The sequence below is a fragment of the Mucilaginibacter sp. P4_C11 genome, assembly GCF_056402115.1.
On sequence record NZ_JBFUIA010000016.1, the window covers coordinates 76,498 to 92,115 of the forward strand.

Genomic DNA, 15,618 nt, shown 5'->3' on the forward strand with positions numbered 1-15,618 from the left:
CCGGCCATTAGCATGTACTATCAACATTTTCTTTTGTCATTTTTCACTTCATAGTTTCCGGATTTTACAACTCAGTATGACATATCCAATTTCCCTGTCATCCTGAGTTAGAAAATTTCGCGAAATTCTGAAGGGGGAAATGACATCGTAAAAAAGGCTGTCATGGTGAGCTTGTCGAACCATAGCGGGCAAAGTCCTCTCCGCGCGCCCCTTCGACAGGCTCAGGGTGACAGGCCGGCGCATCTCGAAAAGAAAACATGTCATGGGTAGGTACGAAGGATACCCGCCGAAATTCATGGCCAACAACTATCAGTTCGGCGTTAACCATGATAAAATATAAAATATTGATTATAAAGTATTTATAAATTTTTTATCTGAAATGTGTTAAGTTATGTTAACCCAGTTAGATGCGTTTGACCTGGCCCAACAGAAAGTTCGCAAATCATTATTCGGATTTTTAATCAAACCCGGCCTTCTAACTTAATGAGGCTGCCACTGCCACCTGCTCAATCTTCAATGCCTTACCTTCCCGCAATAACTCCTGGGTAATGGCGCGGGTATAGGTTTTAATCTCTTCCTGAAAATCGGCAACAGATGCACCGGTACGGATTTCTTCCAGGCGTTTTTCCCAGTTACCTGTCAGTTCGGCCTGGGCTATTTGCTGATTTTTTACCACCTGGTATACCGCCAGCCCGGTTGGAGTGGGTACCAGGTTCTTTTTTTCGCGCAGGATGTAATTACGTTTTAATAATGTTTCGATAATGGAGGCACGGGTAGCCGGGGTGCCCAGGCCACTATCCTTCATGGCGTAACGCAACTCTTCGTCGTCAATCTCTTTTCCGGCCGTTTCCAGAGCTTTAAGCAGGCTGGCTTCATTATACAGGGATTTGGGTTTGGTTTGTTTCTCTAACAAAGCCTTATCTGTAATAGGCAGCGTTTCGCCCTGTTGTACTTTGGGCAGGGTTGGGTTTTCCTCGTCCTTCTTTTCGTCGTCGGTATCGTTAAACACGGCGCGCCAGCCAGGCGTTTGTATAACGGTACCGCTGGCCATAAACAATGAACCCGATTCGATAGTGATCCTGGTGATCTCCTTAATACAATCCTGGTGAAAAGCTTCCAGCATGCGGCCGGCAACCATATCGTAAACAGCCTGTTTATCGGGCGTTAGCTGGTAAGGAGGCTCGCCGGTGGTTAATATGGCATGGTGATCGGTTACCTTTTTGGCGTTTACACTACGCTTGCTCAGCTTAGCCCCAGATAATAGGGTGGCCTGTTTACCAAAGTCGGGGTGCTCCTTTAGTTTTTCAATCAAATCAGGCACGCCTGCAAATACATCATCGCCAATATAACGGCTGCCGGTACGCGGGTAGGTTACCAGCTTGCCCTCGTACAGGTTTTGCAATATGTTAAGGGTTTGATCGGCTGTAAAGCCTTTGCGCTTGTTGGCCTCCTGCTGCAGGCTGCTCAGGTCGTGCAGTAAGGGTGGTGGTTCTTTACGGGGCTTGGCCTCTACATTAACAATATGGGCACCCTGCGGAAAACCCGATGCCACATCTTCAACCTTATCAAAAATAACCTGCGCTTCTTCTTTGGTTTTAAAGTTATTTACCGAGATGGCTTTAAACACCTGCCCGTCCTTATCGGGCTGGATGCTTACCTGGTAATAAAGTTGCGGCACAAAATTTTTATTATCCAGGTAGCGCGAACAAATCATGGCCAGCGTAGGCGTTTGCACCCTGCCTAACGACAGCACCCCCCTATTGCCCGACGACAGGCTTAAGGCCTGCGTGGCATTCATCCCCACCAACCAATCCGACTGCGAGCGGCAATGCGCCGAATTGAACAGCGTATCGTAATCGCTGCCCGGTTTCAGGTTACGGAAGCCTTCTTTAATAGCCGCATCCGTTTGCGACGAGATCCAGAGCCTTTTAAAAGGTTTTTTGCATTTAAGATAGTAATAGATATAGCGAAAGATGAGCTCACCCTCGCGCCCGGCATCCGTAGCTACAATAATTTCGGTAGCTTCATCAAACAGGCTTTTGATAATATCCAGTTGCTTTTTAACAGATGGGTCGTCAATCATCCCATCCTTTGATTTTACCTTACGGATAGAGAGCTTAAACTTGGGCGGCAGCATGGGCAGGTTTTGAACGCTCCAGCCGTAATAGCCATATTCCTGCGGCGCTGCCAGTTGTAACAAATGGCCAAATGCCCAGGTAAAAGTATAACCCTTACCCTCCATATAGCCGTCTTTTTTGGTGGTAGCGCCAAATACTTTGGCAATTTCGCGGGCAACGGATGGCTTTTCGGCTATAATAACTTTCATGTTGGTTCATTAGTTCACTGGTTCATTCACCAGTTCATTAGTTCACTGGTTCATTAGTTTATTAGTGAATAGTTTGATACTCATCGCTTCCATATAACACAGCTTGCTTTGTTTGCAAATAGTACTATGAACGAGGCGGCCAACAAATTAATTTAGAACCGGGGAACAAATATATAAACTAAAGCGCCCTCCGAAGCAAACTAATTACCAACGAAGGGGCGGACTAATCCTAAGCCGTTATAAATCAAGCCTCCACCGGAAAAGACCAATGAACCAGCCCCCGCCAGACCAATGAACTAATAAACAAGTGAACCAGTGAACTAACCAAGCGCCTCGTATATCTCTGCAGCAAGTAAGCCGCTACCGCCGCCATAGTGCTGTACTATGCGGATATCGGGGTTACAATTACGAAAGTATTGGCTAAGCCGGTTTTCTGATTCGGGTGGGATGCCGCCACCCAGAAGCACCAGGGTAAAACCCTGCGCATCAAAAGCCTGGATAGCCTCATCGTCGGTTTGGCAACCAGTGGCATTCCAGGCCGGATTATTGTTCACCAGCCGTACTACAGTTGCCAATATTTCGGGGTGACGGCCGATGACTAAAATTTGTATTGTTTCCATTTTGGTTCGTGTTGCGTGTTGCTTGGTTCAGGTGTTTCCATTTTGGTTCGTGTTGCGTGGTTAGGGTGTTGGGATGCGAGGCTCGAAGTTGAAATTTATTTTCACCCGAACCACGCCCCTCGCAACCCGATCCTCAAAACATCAAAAGCTCATCGGCACTTCCATCAGTAAAAATTCCGCATCGGTACTTGCGCTGATGGTAAAAGCTCCGGTATCCCAAATGCCCAATGCATCACGGGAGCCAACGGCCTGGCCGTCAATCTGCACTTCTCCGCTTAATACAAATGCGTATACGCCGTTGCCGGGTTTGTGGATAGTATAATCAGTACTTACGCCTGCATCAAATTTACCCAAATTGAACCATGCGTCCTGGTGAATCCATACGCCGGCATCATCCGGGTTGGGTGATAGTACCTGTTGCAGTTTATTGTGGCGATCATCAAGGTTCAGGGTAAGCTGGTCATACCGGGGCTCCACGTTACGCTGGTTAGGATAAATCCAGATCTGCAGGAATTTTACCCGTTTGTTTGGGTCCTGGTTATACTCGCTATGGTAAATACCGGTACCGGCACTCATAGCCTGGATGTCGCCATTTTTGATAACGGCCACGTTATTCATGCTGTCTTCGTGCTCAAGGTTGCCCTCCAATGGTATGCTGATGATCTCCATGTTATCATGCGGATGTTTGCCAAAGCCCATACCCGCATCAACAGTATCGTCGTTTAAAACGCGCAACGCGCCAAAGTTCATTTTTTCGGGGTTGTAATAACTGCCAAAGCTGAAAGAATGGTAACTGTTCAGCCAGCCGTGGTTGGCGTGCCCCCTTGTTTCGGCTTTATGTAAAATGGTTTGTGCCATGATGTTGTTTCCTCTGTTTTGTTGATGTAAAGGTACAGCGGGATTGGCAAGGGGAAGTTGATGTAGGTCAAGAATTTGCATGTGGATTAGGTTATACGTGGTACGTTTTAAGTGATACGTATAACTTGTAAAGCCTTATACGTAAAACGTATTACGTATGACGTACAACCTTTTTCCTCATCCTGCTAAAAAACTCCGGCGTAACGCCGATGTATGAGGCTATTTGCTTTTGGGGCAGGGTATAAATCAGTGTGGGATATCGTTTGCAAAAATTGTTGTAGCGATCTTCCGCTGTTAGGCTTAAGCCGTCTATAAGCCGCTGCTGACTTGCAACCAGCGAATTCTCGACCAATACCCGGAAAAAGTGCTCAAACTTGGGTATCTGTTTATATAATGCTTCCTGGTTAATTTTACTCAATAACAGTACCTCCGTATCTTCCAGCGCCTCTACATTTAGCATGCCGGGCTTCTGGCTTATCAGGCTGTACATATCGGCCATCCACCAATCTACCGGGGCAAAGCTCAGCACATGCTCAATGCCATTTTTATCAACTGTAAAGCCACGCAGGCACCCGCTGGTTACAAAGGCCGAGTGTTTGCATATATCGCCATCGCTCAACCAAAATTGCTTGCGCTTTATGGTTTGCGGCCGCAGCATACCGGTAAAAATGGTCTGCTCATCCGTGGTTAAATGAATATGTTTAGCGATGTTGTTTAGTATAAGGGTAAATGACATGCGCAAAGGTAAAAAAGGCCCTCTAAATATCCTTAGTCTGTTCCTCTGCTTCCTGGCCTACACCAAAATAATTTTCCAATTCTTTAAGGGTTGATGAATTGGTGGCGATGTCTTTGATGATCACGCCCTTTTCCATCAGCAGGATACGGTCGCACACATCGGTGATGTGGTTAAGATCGTGGCTGGATACAATATTAGTTACGTTTTGGCTTCTATTAAGCTCCTTCAGCATGTTTTTCAGCCTGAACTGGGTACTGGGATCTATGTTGGCAAAGGGCTCGTCCAGCATCAGCAATTCTGGTTTTTGAAGCACACAGGATGCAACACCTACCTTGCATTGGTTGCCTTTGGATAAATCGCGGATGTATTTGCCTTTTTTCAGGATCTCGCCGTTAAAAAAATCAGATAGCTTTACCAGGGTTTCATCAACGGTGGCTTTACTTTGCTGGTGCAAGCCGCCTATAAAGTACAGGTATTCTTCGGGGGTAAGGTAATCTATCAGGAAACCTTCGTCAAGGTATGATGCGGTGTAGTTTTTCCAGTTTTCATGCCCGGCCACAACTTCACCGTTGGATGATACTTCGCCTGTTTCGGGCCGGATGAGATCAAGTATCATTCGGAACAGTGTGGTTTTGCCTGCGCCGTTATTGCCCACCAGGCCAACGCTTTCACCTTTGTTAATTATTAAGTGCGGTACATCAACTACCGTTACGCCATTATATATCTTTTTCAGACTTTTTATTTCAATCATTGTTATTTATTTCTGAAGCCTTCGGCTATTGTATATCTTTTTTGTTCAAAATCCTCTCCAAGTTTTTTGATCCAGAAGTTACGGGTCAAAATGAATATCGCACCTGTAATACCTAATACAACCAGGCCAACATTGGCATGCTTAAACAGCGCGAAAGGCATGTAAATAATATATGGTGTTAAAATAAGCGGGAACGATAGCAGCATCTGGGTGGCCCCCACCCCTTCCCAGTTAAACGATGCCCCTTTTGAAAGATCAATGCGTTTGGCATTACGGTTAGCAAAAAACAACACGATAGTTGTGTTAACCCCAATGTTCCACAAATACATCACAAAATGCACCAGCAGTATAGTCCACCCGAAGTAAACGTATGGCGTAGTGAGAAAAAAGGCTACGGTTGACACCAGGGTAAAAAGCAAATACTTGGCTTTTAAAAAATCGGTAAAGCTAATTTTGCTCACCAGTATACCATCAAAATGCGATGCCTGCCAGCTAAACATAAACTGGCCATAATTAATGATAAAAATACCCGTCATAAACATACCAACAAACAGGTACCAACTTTCCCCATAATGTTTGTTGGTGTAAAAAATCAAACCGTAAAACATAAAAAACAACCCCATGATGAGGGCCGACCGCGGCCGTTTGTTACGCAGGATGAGCTTAATTTCGTTGGCAACCAAATCGCCAACCTGCCCAAAGCGCGAAAGGAGCGGTATATCGGTGCTGCTTTTGTATGATACCTTTTTATGAGCGGTAAGCTCTTCCAGGTAAAGGTTTTGTTTAAGATAGTAGAAGTTTAAATAATACATAACCACAGCCAGCACAAATGGCAGCAAAGCCAGTACCGGCATGGTAATCAGGTGACCGAAGAAGGCGTAAGAGATATCCCTGGTAGAGAACAGATGCCACCTGAAATCGCAGGTAATAATCAATATTAACACGGTAGCGGCAATCAAAAACACCCAGCCGTTAAGGTTTGATTTCCGCTTGATATAAAGCGCCAGGTAATTGTTAAATACAGTAAGCCCTGCAATAGCAACAACAAAGGCAAAGCTTACCAATGCACCCGAATCGGGACCTACCACTTTGAATATAAAGGGCAAAAACAGTACAAAAGGCCATAAATTAAAAATTGACAACGCCGCGGTTAAGGCCAGGTAGCGCACCAGCGCGTTCCTTTTTACCGGCAGGTGCAAATAGGGCTGCACCCGCAAGGTAGGTAACTCCTGCAACTGTAGCCGCATGAGCAAATCAAACAGGAAGTAAATAAGAATGATGCCGCAAAAGGCTTTCACAAGATCCTCATCCGGGAACATGCCCTCCAGCATTTTATCTAAAAATATGCCTACCACAAGCACATTCAAAAACAGGTAAAGGATTAGTAAGCCCATTACCACCCGGATGGCAATACTTTTTCCTGTATTTTTTGATCGCCAGAAGGCTTTTAATTCATGACCGATAAAGGATGTAACCATAGAAATAGAGTCAAGATTTAGAATCAAGACTTAAAAGTAGCAACATTAAAGAAATAAACCCATTAAATAGCTTATAATATCTGTTAATGGATTAAACTCAATATCGAACTGCTCGTCTACCTGTTTTGAAAAATCTGTTAGTTCACGGCTCATAACATTTAAATTTACTATGCAAACATAATAAATATTATACCATATACCAAAACGGTATATGGTATATAAAAATAAAGTTTAGGTTTTTATAAAATAGAATATTTAGCTATTGGCCGCATCAACTTTTATTGATTCCTGCTTATCCCAGTTAATCTTCCGCGAAAAATACATCAGCACACCTACAATAATGAACAAAGCTATACTGCCTACCATTAACGCCAGGTCTTCCAGCTGGATGATCACGAAAATAAAGGTGTAAAACACCGATAGGATAAAAGCAAATAACACCGCCGCCATCCTGTTTTTTAATATGGAGGCTATGAATGTTGCTACGAGGCCAATGATGGCAACAGAGGCCACAAGGTACGCAAAGTTAAAACCAACTTGCTCAGAGAAGGACAGCAGTAGCAGGTAGTAAATGATCATGGCCGCGGCTATCAAAACGTAATTGAAAATATGAATGCTTTGCTTGCGGATAACCTCGGTTAAAAACAGGGAGATAAAAGTGAGCAGCACAATTAAAATGGCATACTTGCTGGTGCGGGTTGTTTTTTGATACTGATCAATGGGTAAACGAAGTTTAATTCCGAATGTAGCGTCGGCTTGCTTTTTCTCATTGCTTAGCAGCCTGGTATCATCAACCCATTGCTGCGGGAAGGGTCGGTTATAATACAACATTTTCCAATGCGATTTAAAACCTCCGGTATCCACTGTACGTTCGTCGGGAAGGTAGCGGCCATCAAAACTTGGGCTGGCCCAACTACCGCTGGCTTGTACATCTGTAGTTTTGCCCAGGTGTAAAAAGCTAAGCTCCTGGCTTCCCTTCATATCAAGACTATAATCAAACGTAAATTCGCCGTCTTTTATTCCTGATAGATCAATGGCTGCCTGCAGGCCGTCGCCCGGCAACACTGCGTTGTTAAATACAGGCTCGGCAGCCAGGGTTTGGCCGCCAGCTTTAACAACCGGGTTGTTTTTTAAACCTTTTAAATCGGTAATGCTAAAAACCAGGCGTGCTTTATCCAACACAAGCTGATCGGCGGTTAAAGAAACTCCGGCCAGGCTGGCCTTTGAAAAGTTTCCGGATACTTTAACAAGCGAATTATAAACCGCTACATCAAAAATGCCCCTGTGCAATATCTGTGTATTAAGGCCTGCCTTAATATTCAAATTATCGGGTAGGATATAAAGATTTTCCATTGCGTCCTGCGTGGTTACCTTGTTAGCTGTATCCGTTTTTTGGATATGTTTTCTGTAGGGAATAACCAACACCGGCCCCGTTACCAACTGCTCGCCCGACCATTTGTCTGATACATCATTTATCATTTCGTCCTGTCGTTGTGCGCGCTCACTAATCAGGTTATTAATCAGCGATGAGGGGATGAGCAATACAATAATCAGCACCCCGATAAAAAGTAATTTAACTGTAACCGACTCCTTGAGCCAGTCCATTATTCCGCGTGTTTTTGGTTCTTGTTGTATCATATTATTTCAATAAAGTACTTTGCATTTCAAAGTTTGCGATTAAAAATAGAGGCCGTTTCCACAGCCCGCTTTTCCCATAACAAATAAAACAAAAGAACTTTGCATTTCAAAGTTTATTATTAAAATCCTTCACTTATTCTTAAGTCCGTATCTTTAAGCGATGACCACCCAGGAACAAATTTATAATTGGCTAATCACCGGCCTGCAGCAATCAGCGATAAAATTCACAGAAGTGTTTTATTATGATAAACGTGATAAGCAGTTCTTTTCGATATTACTGACAGATTATCACCTATTTGACGGGGCAGGCGAATTAAAAAAGGATGCATCATCATGCTATTCAGAAGCTAACTTGATATTGTTGACAGATCGGATCCGCAGAATCAACATTGACCCCCAGATCTTATCAATACCCCGCCTTGGCGACACAGGCGAAAATTACCTACAGCAAGCAGATAGCTTTTTAAATTTAAATTCGATCAACATTGATGACTCAACCATCTGGGAAGTTGAAGAAAGCGGACCGATAAAGTTAAATTTTAAATAGCTTAACCTACACCGTAATCGCTGCCTTTACCAAATAAGGCAATATCTCCTTTTGAAAAGAAACAAAGTTTTTGCGCACATCCGAATCGCTTACTGAGGTAAACGCAAAACTGAACACGATGCTTTTGCTGCATTTGATCAGGAAGCGTAAACGTTGGTGATAGGTTTCGTGTTTGCGGATTCCGGGCAGTTGAATAAATGATGCCATTAGCATTTCTTCCAGCTCGTTACTCAGATTTTTTAAAAAGTCCTGGGAGTTGGTTGATTCGCGGATAAAATCCCAGCCTATAAATTCGTTGCAAACGGTGTATGACAGGCGGCAGGTTTTCATGATAAGGTTGTTGAGGTGGGCCTCTTCGTCCATATCGGGTGTGTTGCTCTGCACCAGGTCATCAACGCTGGCTTTAATATAGTCCATCAGCAAAATATGCAATACCGCCTCCTTACTATCAAAATACTTGTAGATAGTGGCTTTGGCAATTCTGGCTTTTTTGGCTATTTCGTTAACGCTGGTTTTATGGTAACCGAATTTGCGGAATAAATCTTGCGCTGCCCGCTTTATACTGTCTTTAATTTTATCGGCTTCCATGTATCAATTGGATACAAATATCTGAAAATTATAGACACTCACACTATATGCCCTTAATGATTTGGTGGCCGGCGCTTTTACAGGCGTACCATCGGCTAAAGAAAACTTGGAACCACTGCAGGGATCGGTTACCGAAAAGCCCGAAGCATCCAAAGTAACCGCGCATTTTTTTTCGGGCTGATAGCTGCTGCACCGGTCATAAGCTACATATTGGCCAGATCCGGTACGGTAAATAATTAGACCGGCAACGCCATAGCCGCTTATAAAAACTACACCGCCGCCACTTGTAAGCGGCGCCAGGCGCGGATCATTTATGGGTGCCGAAAAGTTTACCGGTACACTGGGTATATTGTCTGTTGCTTTGCCACATGAAAAACAGCACAAGCCAATAAGCACTATCGCCAGCAATTTCCTCATAGCATCTCTGTAGTGAACTGTTTTAGAAAGCGCGCGTCATTTTCAGAAAATAAACGTAGATCGCGGATAACATATTTGAGGTTGGCAATTCGTTCCATACCCATACCAAACGCAAAACCGGTAAATTTCTTACTATCGATACCGCAATTTTCCAAAACGTTAGGGTCAACCATACCGCAGCCCAAAATCTCGACCCAGCCACTGTATTTACACATATTACAGCCTGAACCTTTACAAATGGTACAGGATATATCCATTTCGGCAGATGGTTCGGTAAACGGGAAGTACGATGGCCTGAACCTTACCTGGGTACCCTCGCCATAAAGCTCTTGCACAAAGTGATAAAGTGTTTGCTTTAAATCGGCAAATGATACGTTTTCATCAACATATAACCCCTCTACCTGGTGAAAAAAGCAATGGGCACGCGCAGATATTGCTTCGTTACGGTAAACGCGGCCCGGCATTATAGCGCGGAACGGCGGCTTGCCGTGCTCCATCATCCTCACCTGTACCGATGAGGTATGCGTACGCAATGCGATATCATCCTTACCACTGTTCTTTTTAATAAAAAACGTGTCCTGCATGTCACGGGCCGGGTGTTCTTCGGGAAAATTTAATGCCGAAAAGTTATGCCAGTCGTCTTCAATCTCCGGGCCCTCGGCAACTACGAATCCAAGGCGTTTAAAAATATCAATGATCTCGTTTCGCACCAAGGATAGCGGATGACGTGACCCAACAGTAAAGCCGTCGCCAGGCAACGTTAAATCGATATCTGAGTTGTGAGTTGTGAGTTGTGAGTTGTGAGTTTCTTTTAACTCGTTATATTTTGCCTCGGCTAACTGTTTAAACTCGTTAAGTACTTTACCAAAAGTGCGTTTTTCTTCGGGGCCAACGGTTTTAAATTCTTCAAAAAGATCTTTGATAATTCCCTTGGTACCTAAAAATTTTATGCGGAACGCTTCCAGTTCATCAGCCTTGGCAGAAGCAAAGGCCTTTATTTCGGCGGCGTATTGGTCTATTTTATTTTGCATTATAGTGTTCTTAAAAATTGTTCTGCTGTTAACACAGGGATCAAGGCGTTCTTATAGTCTTTTATATTACGGGTGATAATTAAATCACAGTTACTCTTCTTAGCAATAAAACATTGAATCGTGTCTTCGAAATCGACAATGTTACTTGCTAAAGCAAAATCTATAGCATCTTTTTCAAATGGCAATATATCGATTGATTCGGCTAATTTCTTTATGTTTTCTTTAGTTGTAGATATGCCTATCTGCTTTCTTAATATATAACTTATGTTTGCAATTATCAACGACGAGGTTTTTAATTCGAGTTTTCTTTTTTCACTCTCAATTAACAAAATTTGAGTGTAAAAGAAAAACGACTCCCTTTTTAAAAACATATCCAATAAAACATCACTATCTAAGAATAGGCGTTTATAGATCATATTTTTCTTTAAAATATTCGTACTTCATATCCTTGTAATCCATGTTCTCGGGATATTTCCCTTTTAAAATACCCGTTAAACTTTGAATCCATTCAGGGATTTCTGTGTTTTTGTATTTTTCTATTAGAGGGTCTTCCTTTTTTTCCTGTTCCTCTATTTTATCAAAATACTCCTGCACCAACTTAGAAACACTTGTATGCTTGCGTTTCGCATATTCTTTCATGCGGGGCACAGAATCTGATTTAACACTCAAGGTTAGCTTTGTACTTTCCATAACAAGTCATTTATACGTACAAATATAAAAAATCCGCACGTATTATTTAATCACTCCCAATTCCTTACCCACCTTGGTAAACGCCGCGATAGCCTTATCCAAATGGTGCATATCATGAGCGGCCGAGATTTGCACCCTGATACGAGCCTTGCCTTGCGGAACCACGGGGTAATAAAAACCTATTACATAAATGCCCTCTTCCAGCATTTTGGCGGCAAACTCCTGCGCCAACTTAGCTTCATAAAGCATAACTGGTACAATTGGGTGTACACCGGGTTTAATGTCGAAACCAGCTTCGGTCATTTTTTGGCGAAAGTACTGGGTATTGTTCTCAAGCTTGTCGCGCAGTTGGGTAGTTTCGCTCAACATATCCAAAACCGCTATTGAAGCGCCGGTAATAGCAGGTGCCAATGTATTTGAAAACAGGTATGGGCGCGAACGCTGGCGCAACATATCAATAATCTCTTTACGGCCCGATGTAAAACCGCCGGATGCCCCACCCAAAGCTTTACCTAAGGTGCCGGTAATAATATCAATTTTGCCCATTACATTGTGGTGCTCATGCGTACCACGGCCTGTTTTCCCCATAAAGCCACTGCAATGGCTCTCGTCAATCATTACCAAAGCATTATATTGTTCGGCCAGGGCGCAAATTTTGTCCAGCTGTGCAATTGTACCATCCATGCTAAAAGCACCATCAGTAACAATAATACGGTGACGGCAGCTTTCGGTGGCTTTCAGCTTTTCTTCAAGGTCGGCCATGTCATCATGTTTGTAACGCTGGCGCTGGGCTTTGCACAAACGCACACCATCAATGATGGAAGCGTGGTTCAGCTCATCGGATATAATGGCATCCTGTGCATCAAACAATGGCTCAAACACGCCACCGTTAGCATCAAAAGCGGCGGCATAAAGTATGGTGTCTTCGGTGCCTAAAAATTCTGCTATTTTTTTTTCAAGTTCTTTATGAATATCCTGCGTGCCGCAAATAAAACGGACAGACGATAAACCATAACCATGTGTATCCATTGCATCTTTAGCCGCCTGGATAACTTTAGCGTTGCCAGATAAACCAAGATAATTATTAGCACAAAAGTTTATTACTTCCTGCCCGCCCTGTACGGTAATATCCGCACCTTGCGCCGATGTAATGATGCGCTCTTTTTTAAATAAACCTGCATTTTCAATGGCTTCCAGTTCCTGCTGCAAAACCGGCTGTAATGTATTATACATAGTAGTTGATGGTTAAAGGCAGCAAAATTAAGCAATACCGGGCATTTGGCAGGGCTCAAACATGCTTTTTATTAATTATTAAGGGCAAAACAAAACATTTCATCGGTTGGCTGTATTTACATGTTGAATAACGATGAAAAAACACTTACTATTTATTTTTACGGTATTATGTACCGTTAACGCCTCGGCGCAACAATACCTGTTATCAGGAAAAATAACCAACCAGAAAAACGAAGCAATTCCATTTACATCCGTATACATCCGAAATTCTACTTACGGCACTACCGCCAATGAAAACGGACTGTACCAATTTAAGCTTGCACCGGGCGACTACAATTTAACTTACCGCTTTGTGGGTTATGACGAAAAGGTTGTAAAGGTTACCATATCAAACGCCGACCAAACCCTTAACGTACAACTTGACGACGAAATATTTGGTACCGAAAGGGTTGCAGCCATGTATCGCAAAAACCACGATGCTGCCGATACCATCATGAAACAGGTGATCAAAAAACGAAAGTATTATTTGGATGAAGCTACGTCATATTCCTGCGCAGTTTATATAAAAGGCGTACAAAAATTATTAAGCGCACCAAAGGCGCTATTATCAAAAGAGGTAATCCGCGCGCTCGACCTTGACTCGATGGGTCGGGGGATTCTTTACCAGCAGGAATCACTATCTGATTATAATTTTCAATCGCCTGATAAAATCAGGGAAGTTACCATTGCCAACCGGATATCAGGTATCAACACTGCTTTTAGCTACAACAAGGCATCCGATCTTCAGGTGAATTTTTATAAAAACGTATTCAACATCAATGGCTTAAGCACCCGTGGTTTTGTATCGCCACTGGCATCCAATGCACTAACTTTTTATAGGTATAAGCTCCTCGGTGTATCCAACGAAAATGGCCGGATAATAGATAAGATACAGGTTATCCCACGCCGTGCCCATGGCCAGTATTTTCAGGGGGATATTTATATAGTTGATGGCGAATGGCGATTGTACAGCGCCGATTTATACTTGGAAAAAGGCTTGAATAGCCTTAACCTGATAGATACATTAAATATCACCCAACAATACGTAGCCATAACCGATAGTGTTTGGATGCCAGCGGCGGTTCAATACAATTTTAAAGGCAAGGTACTTGGTTTTAAGTTTGGGGGCTATTACGAAGCTATTTATAATAACTATAAAATTAATCCCAGCTTTCCTGAGCGTTTTTTTACCGGCGAAGTGCTAAAAGTTGATACCGTTTCAAACGCTAAAAATGCAGATTACTGGACGTCGGTACGCCCTGTGCCGCTAACGCCAAAAGAAGCCCGCGATTACCAGAAAAAAGATAGCATAGCCGCCTATAAACAAACTAAAGCCTACCTGGATACATTACAACACACCAAAAACCACATTAACTACCCCGGTTATTTGATATTTGGCTATTACGCCTCCAGTCGCGACAATAAGGATTCATTGTGGGTATCGCCGTTTATACAAACGTTTTACTACAACACTGTTGACGGTTTTGGCATCAATGCTAAAATAAGGTACAGCAAAAAAATTGATGATTTTCACGCCTTCAGCATTACGCCTGCTTTACGCTACGGCTTTTCAAATAAGATATTTAGCGCCAATATTTATTCCGACTATAAAAATGATCCTTTCCACAATGCCAAGTTTTTTACGGGTTTTGGCAGCGACGTGCTGGATTTGAATAACGTAGGTACCCGATCATTATATTTTAATACCTTAAGTACCCTACTGAGCGAGAATAACTATGTAAAATATTACCGCACCCATTATGGTTTATTTGGGTACCAGCGCGAAGTAACCAATGGCGTATTACTATCGGGCAGCTTGTCGTATGCAAGCAGAAGTCAGCTTTACAATACTTCCTACTCACATATCAAAGATGTTAAAAACCGGGAGTTTACATCAAACAACCCATTGGCACCACCGGGTACCCCTGCAGATGACCATTCCCTTTTATTCCCCGAAAATCAGGCATTAACATTTACAACATCAGCTACCTTTACCTTCGACCAGGAATACGTAACCCGGCCTACCGGCAAATTTAACCTGCCGTCAAAATATCCAACCTTAACCCTAAACTACAGGAAAGGGATTAATAGCCTGTTAGGCTCTGATGTAAATTACGATTTTACATCTGTTGATGTATCACAAAACAAAATCAGGATTGGCTTAACCGGTTTTTCATCGTTTAAATTAACTGCCGGCGGTTTCTTTAACGATAAAAACCTGTACTATATGGATTACAATCATTTTTTAGGTAACCAGGGTACCACCTTCGATCCTACCTATGTGGGTAGTTTCCACTTTTTGCCTTTTTATACTTACAGTACCAATGGCGCTTTTCTCGAAGCTCATTTTCAACATAATTTTGCCGGTTCGATCTTCAACAAAATTCCGCTATTGCGTAAGGCAAAGCTTGAAGAAGTTATTGGCGCAAATTACCTTACCACAAAAGCCAACCGCGATTACACAGAATTTTACGTTGGCGTACAGCGCCTGATTTTCAGGGTTGACTATGGCGTATCCTACATGGGCAACCAAAAATACATCCAGGGCTTCAGGATCTTTTATGGGATAAGGTAGGTTTGTTGAGGTAAAAGGGCAAAGGCGAAAGGTAAAAGGTTTTGAAAAACCAGAACGATGGCTAGTGGGACTGCAAACCTTTCGCCTTTAT

15 protein-coding genes are annotated in these 15,618 nt (G+C 43.0%); 2 read left to right on the forward strand and 13 right to left on the reverse strand.

Annotated features, from left to right (window positions below):
- Positions 1 to 475: 475 nt before the first annotated feature.
- The 7 genes from AC1DU2_RS16115 to creD all read right to left on the reverse strand — a co-directional run bounded on the left by AC1DU2_RS16115 (position 476) and on the right by creD (position 8,407).
- Complete coding sequence (locus AC1DU2_RS16115) at positions 476 to 2,326, reverse strand: DNA topoisomerase 3 (protein WP_477385298.1); 1,851 nt, start codon at positions 2,324 to 2,326, stop codon at positions 476 to 478.
- A 320-nt stretch (positions 2,327 to 2,646) separates the two neighbouring features.
- Complete coding sequence (locus AC1DU2_RS16120; protein WP_477358715.1) at positions 2,647 to 2,946, reverse strand: hypothetical protein; 300 nt, start codon at positions 2,944 to 2,946, stop codon at positions 2,647 to 2,649.
- Between the two features lie 141 nt (positions 2,947 to 3,087).
- Complete coding sequence (locus AC1DU2_RS16125; protein WP_477385299.1) at positions 3,088 to 3,804, reverse strand: pirin family protein; 717 nt, start codon at positions 3,802 to 3,804, stop codon at positions 3,088 to 3,090.
- A 151-nt stretch (positions 3,805 to 3,955) separates the two neighbouring features.
- The gene (locus tag AC1DU2_RS16130; RefSeq protein WP_477385300.1) at positions 3,956 to 4,540 is read right to left on the reverse strand and encodes a Crp/Fnr family transcriptional regulator; all 585 of its coding nucleotides are present in this window, start codon (positions 4,538 to 4,540) and stop codon (positions 3,956 to 3,958) included.
- Positions 4,541 to 4,562: 22 nt separating this feature from the next.
- Positions 4,563 to 5,291 carry an ABC transporter ATP-binding protein gene (locus tag AC1DU2_RS16135; RefSeq protein WP_477385301.1) on the reverse strand — a complete coding sequence of 243 codons (729 nt, stop codon included), beginning with the start codon at positions 5,289 to 5,291 and terminating at the stop codon, positions 4,563 to 4,565.
- 2 nt (positions 5,292 to 5,293) lie between these two features.
- The gene (locus AC1DU2_RS16140) at positions 5,294 to 6,769 is read right to left on the reverse strand and encodes a DUF5687 family protein (RefSeq protein WP_477385302.1); all 1,476 of its coding nucleotides are present in this window, start codon (positions 6,767 to 6,769) and stop codon (positions 5,294 to 5,296) included.
- Between the two features lie 255 nt (positions 6,770 to 7,024).
- Positions 7,025 to 8,407 carry a cell envelope integrity protein CreD gene (creD, locus tag AC1DU2_RS16145; RefSeq protein ID WP_477385303.1) on the reverse strand — a complete coding sequence of 461 codons (1,383 nt, stop codon included), beginning with the start codon at positions 8,405 to 8,407 and terminating at the stop codon, positions 7,025 to 7,027.
- Between the two features lie 160 nt (positions 8,408 to 8,567).
- Between creD and AC1DU2_RS16150 the strand changes: the two genes are divergently transcribed.
- Positions 8,568 to 8,954 (forward strand): hypothetical protein, encoded by a 387-nt coding sequence (locus AC1DU2_RS16150; protein WP_477385304.1) that lies wholly within the window; start codon positions 8,568 to 8,570, stop codon positions 8,952 to 8,954.
- Between the two features lie 6 nt (positions 8,955 to 8,960).
- On the opposite strand, the gene AC1DU2_RS16155 is transcribed toward AC1DU2_RS16150, so the two are convergent.
- The 6 genes from AC1DU2_RS16155 to kbl are packed head-to-tail and all read right to left on the reverse strand — an operon-like array spanning position 8,961 to position 12,913.
- Positions 8,961 to 9,542 (reverse strand): TetR/AcrR family transcriptional regulator, encoded by a 582-nt coding sequence (locus AC1DU2_RS16155; RefSeq protein WP_090652075.1) that lies wholly within the window; start codon positions 9,540 to 9,542, stop codon positions 8,961 to 8,963.
- Between the two features lie 3 nt (positions 9,543 to 9,545).
- Positions 9,546 to 9,959, reverse strand: coding sequence for a Rieske (2Fe-2S) protein (locus tag AC1DU2_RS16160; RefSeq protein WP_477358699.1), 414 nt, complete (start codon positions 9,957 to 9,959; stop codon positions 9,546 to 9,548).
- Complete coding sequence (pheS, locus tag AC1DU2_RS16165) at positions 9,956 to 10,990, reverse strand: phenylalanine--tRNA ligase subunit alpha (RefSeq protein ID WP_477358696.1); 1,035 nt, start codon at positions 10,988 to 10,990, stop codon at positions 9,956 to 9,958. Before pheS ends, AC1DU2_RS16160 begins: the two co-directional genes overlap by 4 nt.
- Positions 10,990 to 11,406 (reverse strand): type II toxin-antitoxin system VapC family toxin, encoded by a 417-nt coding sequence (locus AC1DU2_RS16170; RefSeq protein WP_477358694.1) that lies wholly within the window; start codon positions 11,404 to 11,406, stop codon positions 10,990 to 10,992. Before AC1DU2_RS16170 ends, pheS begins: the two co-directional genes overlap by 1 nt.
- Complete coding sequence (locus AC1DU2_RS16175; protein ID WP_477358692.1) at positions 11,396 to 11,680, reverse strand: DUF6364 family protein; 285 nt, start codon at positions 11,678 to 11,680, stop codon at positions 11,396 to 11,398. The genes AC1DU2_RS16170 and AC1DU2_RS16175 overlap by 11 nt, the downstream gene beginning before the upstream one ends.
- Positions 11,681 to 11,722: 42 nt before the next feature.
- Positions 11,723 to 12,913: a glycine C-acetyltransferase gene (kbl, locus tag AC1DU2_RS16180; protein WP_477358690.1), complete on the reverse strand. Its 1,191-nt coding sequence runs from the start codon at positions 12,911 to 12,913 to the stop codon at positions 11,723 to 11,725.
- A gap of 133 nt (positions 12,914 to 13,046) precedes the next feature.
- Between kbl and AC1DU2_RS16185 the strand changes: the two genes are divergently transcribed.
- Positions 13,047 to 15,527 (forward strand): DUF5686 family protein, encoded by a 2,481-nt coding sequence (locus AC1DU2_RS16185; RefSeq protein ID WP_477358688.1) that lies wholly within the window; start codon positions 13,047 to 13,049, stop codon positions 15,525 to 15,527.
- Positions 15,528 to 15,618 lie beyond the last annotated feature (91 nt).

Bases quoted from the DNA above. Each gene is read 5' to 3' on its own strand.
- AC1DU2_RS16120 (WP_477358715.1), bottom strand. From the start codon at position 2,946: ATGGAAACAATACAAATTTTAGTCATCGGCCGTCACCCCGAAATATTG.
- AC1DU2_RS16125 (WP_477385299.1), bottom strand. From the start codon at position 3,804: ATGGCACAAACCATTTTACATAAAGCCGAAACAAGGGGGCACGCCAAC.
- AC1DU2_RS16155 (WP_090652075.1), bottom strand. From the start codon at position 9,542: ATGGAAGCCGATAAAATTAAAGACAGTATAAAGCGGGCAGCGCAAGAT.
- creD (WP_477385303.1), bottom strand. From the start codon at position 8,407: ATGATACAACAAGAACCAAAAACACGCGGAATAATGGACTGGCTCAAG.
- kbl (WP_477358690.1), bottom strand. From the start codon at position 12,913: ATGTATAATACATTACAGCCGGTTTTGCAGCAGGAACTGGAAGCCATT.
- AC1DU2_RS16135 (WP_477385301.1), bottom strand. From the start codon at position 5,291: ATGATTGAAATAAAAAGTCTGAAAAAGATATATAATGGCGTAACGGTA.
- AC1DU2_RS16140 (WP_477385302.1), bottom strand. From the start codon at position 6,769: ATGGTTACATCCTTTATCGGTCATGAATTAAAAGCCTTCTGGCGATCA.
- pheS (WP_477358696.1), bottom strand. From the start codon at position 10,990: ATGCAAAATAAAATAGACCAATACGCCGCCGAAATAAAGGCCTTTGCT.
- AC1DU2_RS16160 (WP_477358699.1), bottom strand. From the start codon at position 9,959: ATGAGGAAATTGCTGGCGATAGTGCTTATTGGCTTGTGCTGTTTTTCA.
- AC1DU2_RS16150 (WP_477385304.1), top strand. From the start codon at position 8,568: ATGACCACCCAGGAACAAATTTATAATTGGCTAATCACCGGCCTGCAG.
- AC1DU2_RS16115 (WP_477385298.1), bottom strand. From the start codon at position 2,326: ATGAAAGTTATTATAGCCGAAAAGCCATCCGTTGCCCGCGAAATTGCC.
- AC1DU2_RS16185 (WP_477358688.1), top strand. From the start codon at position 13,047: ATGAAAAAACACTTACTATTTATTTTTACGGTATTATGTACCGTTAAC.
- AC1DU2_RS16130 (WP_477385300.1), bottom strand. From the start codon at position 4,540: ATGTCATTTACCCTTATACTAAACAACATCGCTAAACATATTCATTTA.
- AC1DU2_RS16175 (WP_477358692.1), bottom strand. From the start codon at position 11,680: ATGGAAAGTACAAAGCTAACCTTGAGTGTTAAATCAGATTCTGTGCCC.
- AC1DU2_RS16170 (WP_477358694.1), bottom strand. From the start codon at position 11,406: ATGATCTATAAACGCCTATTCTTAGATAGTGATGTTTTATTGGATATG.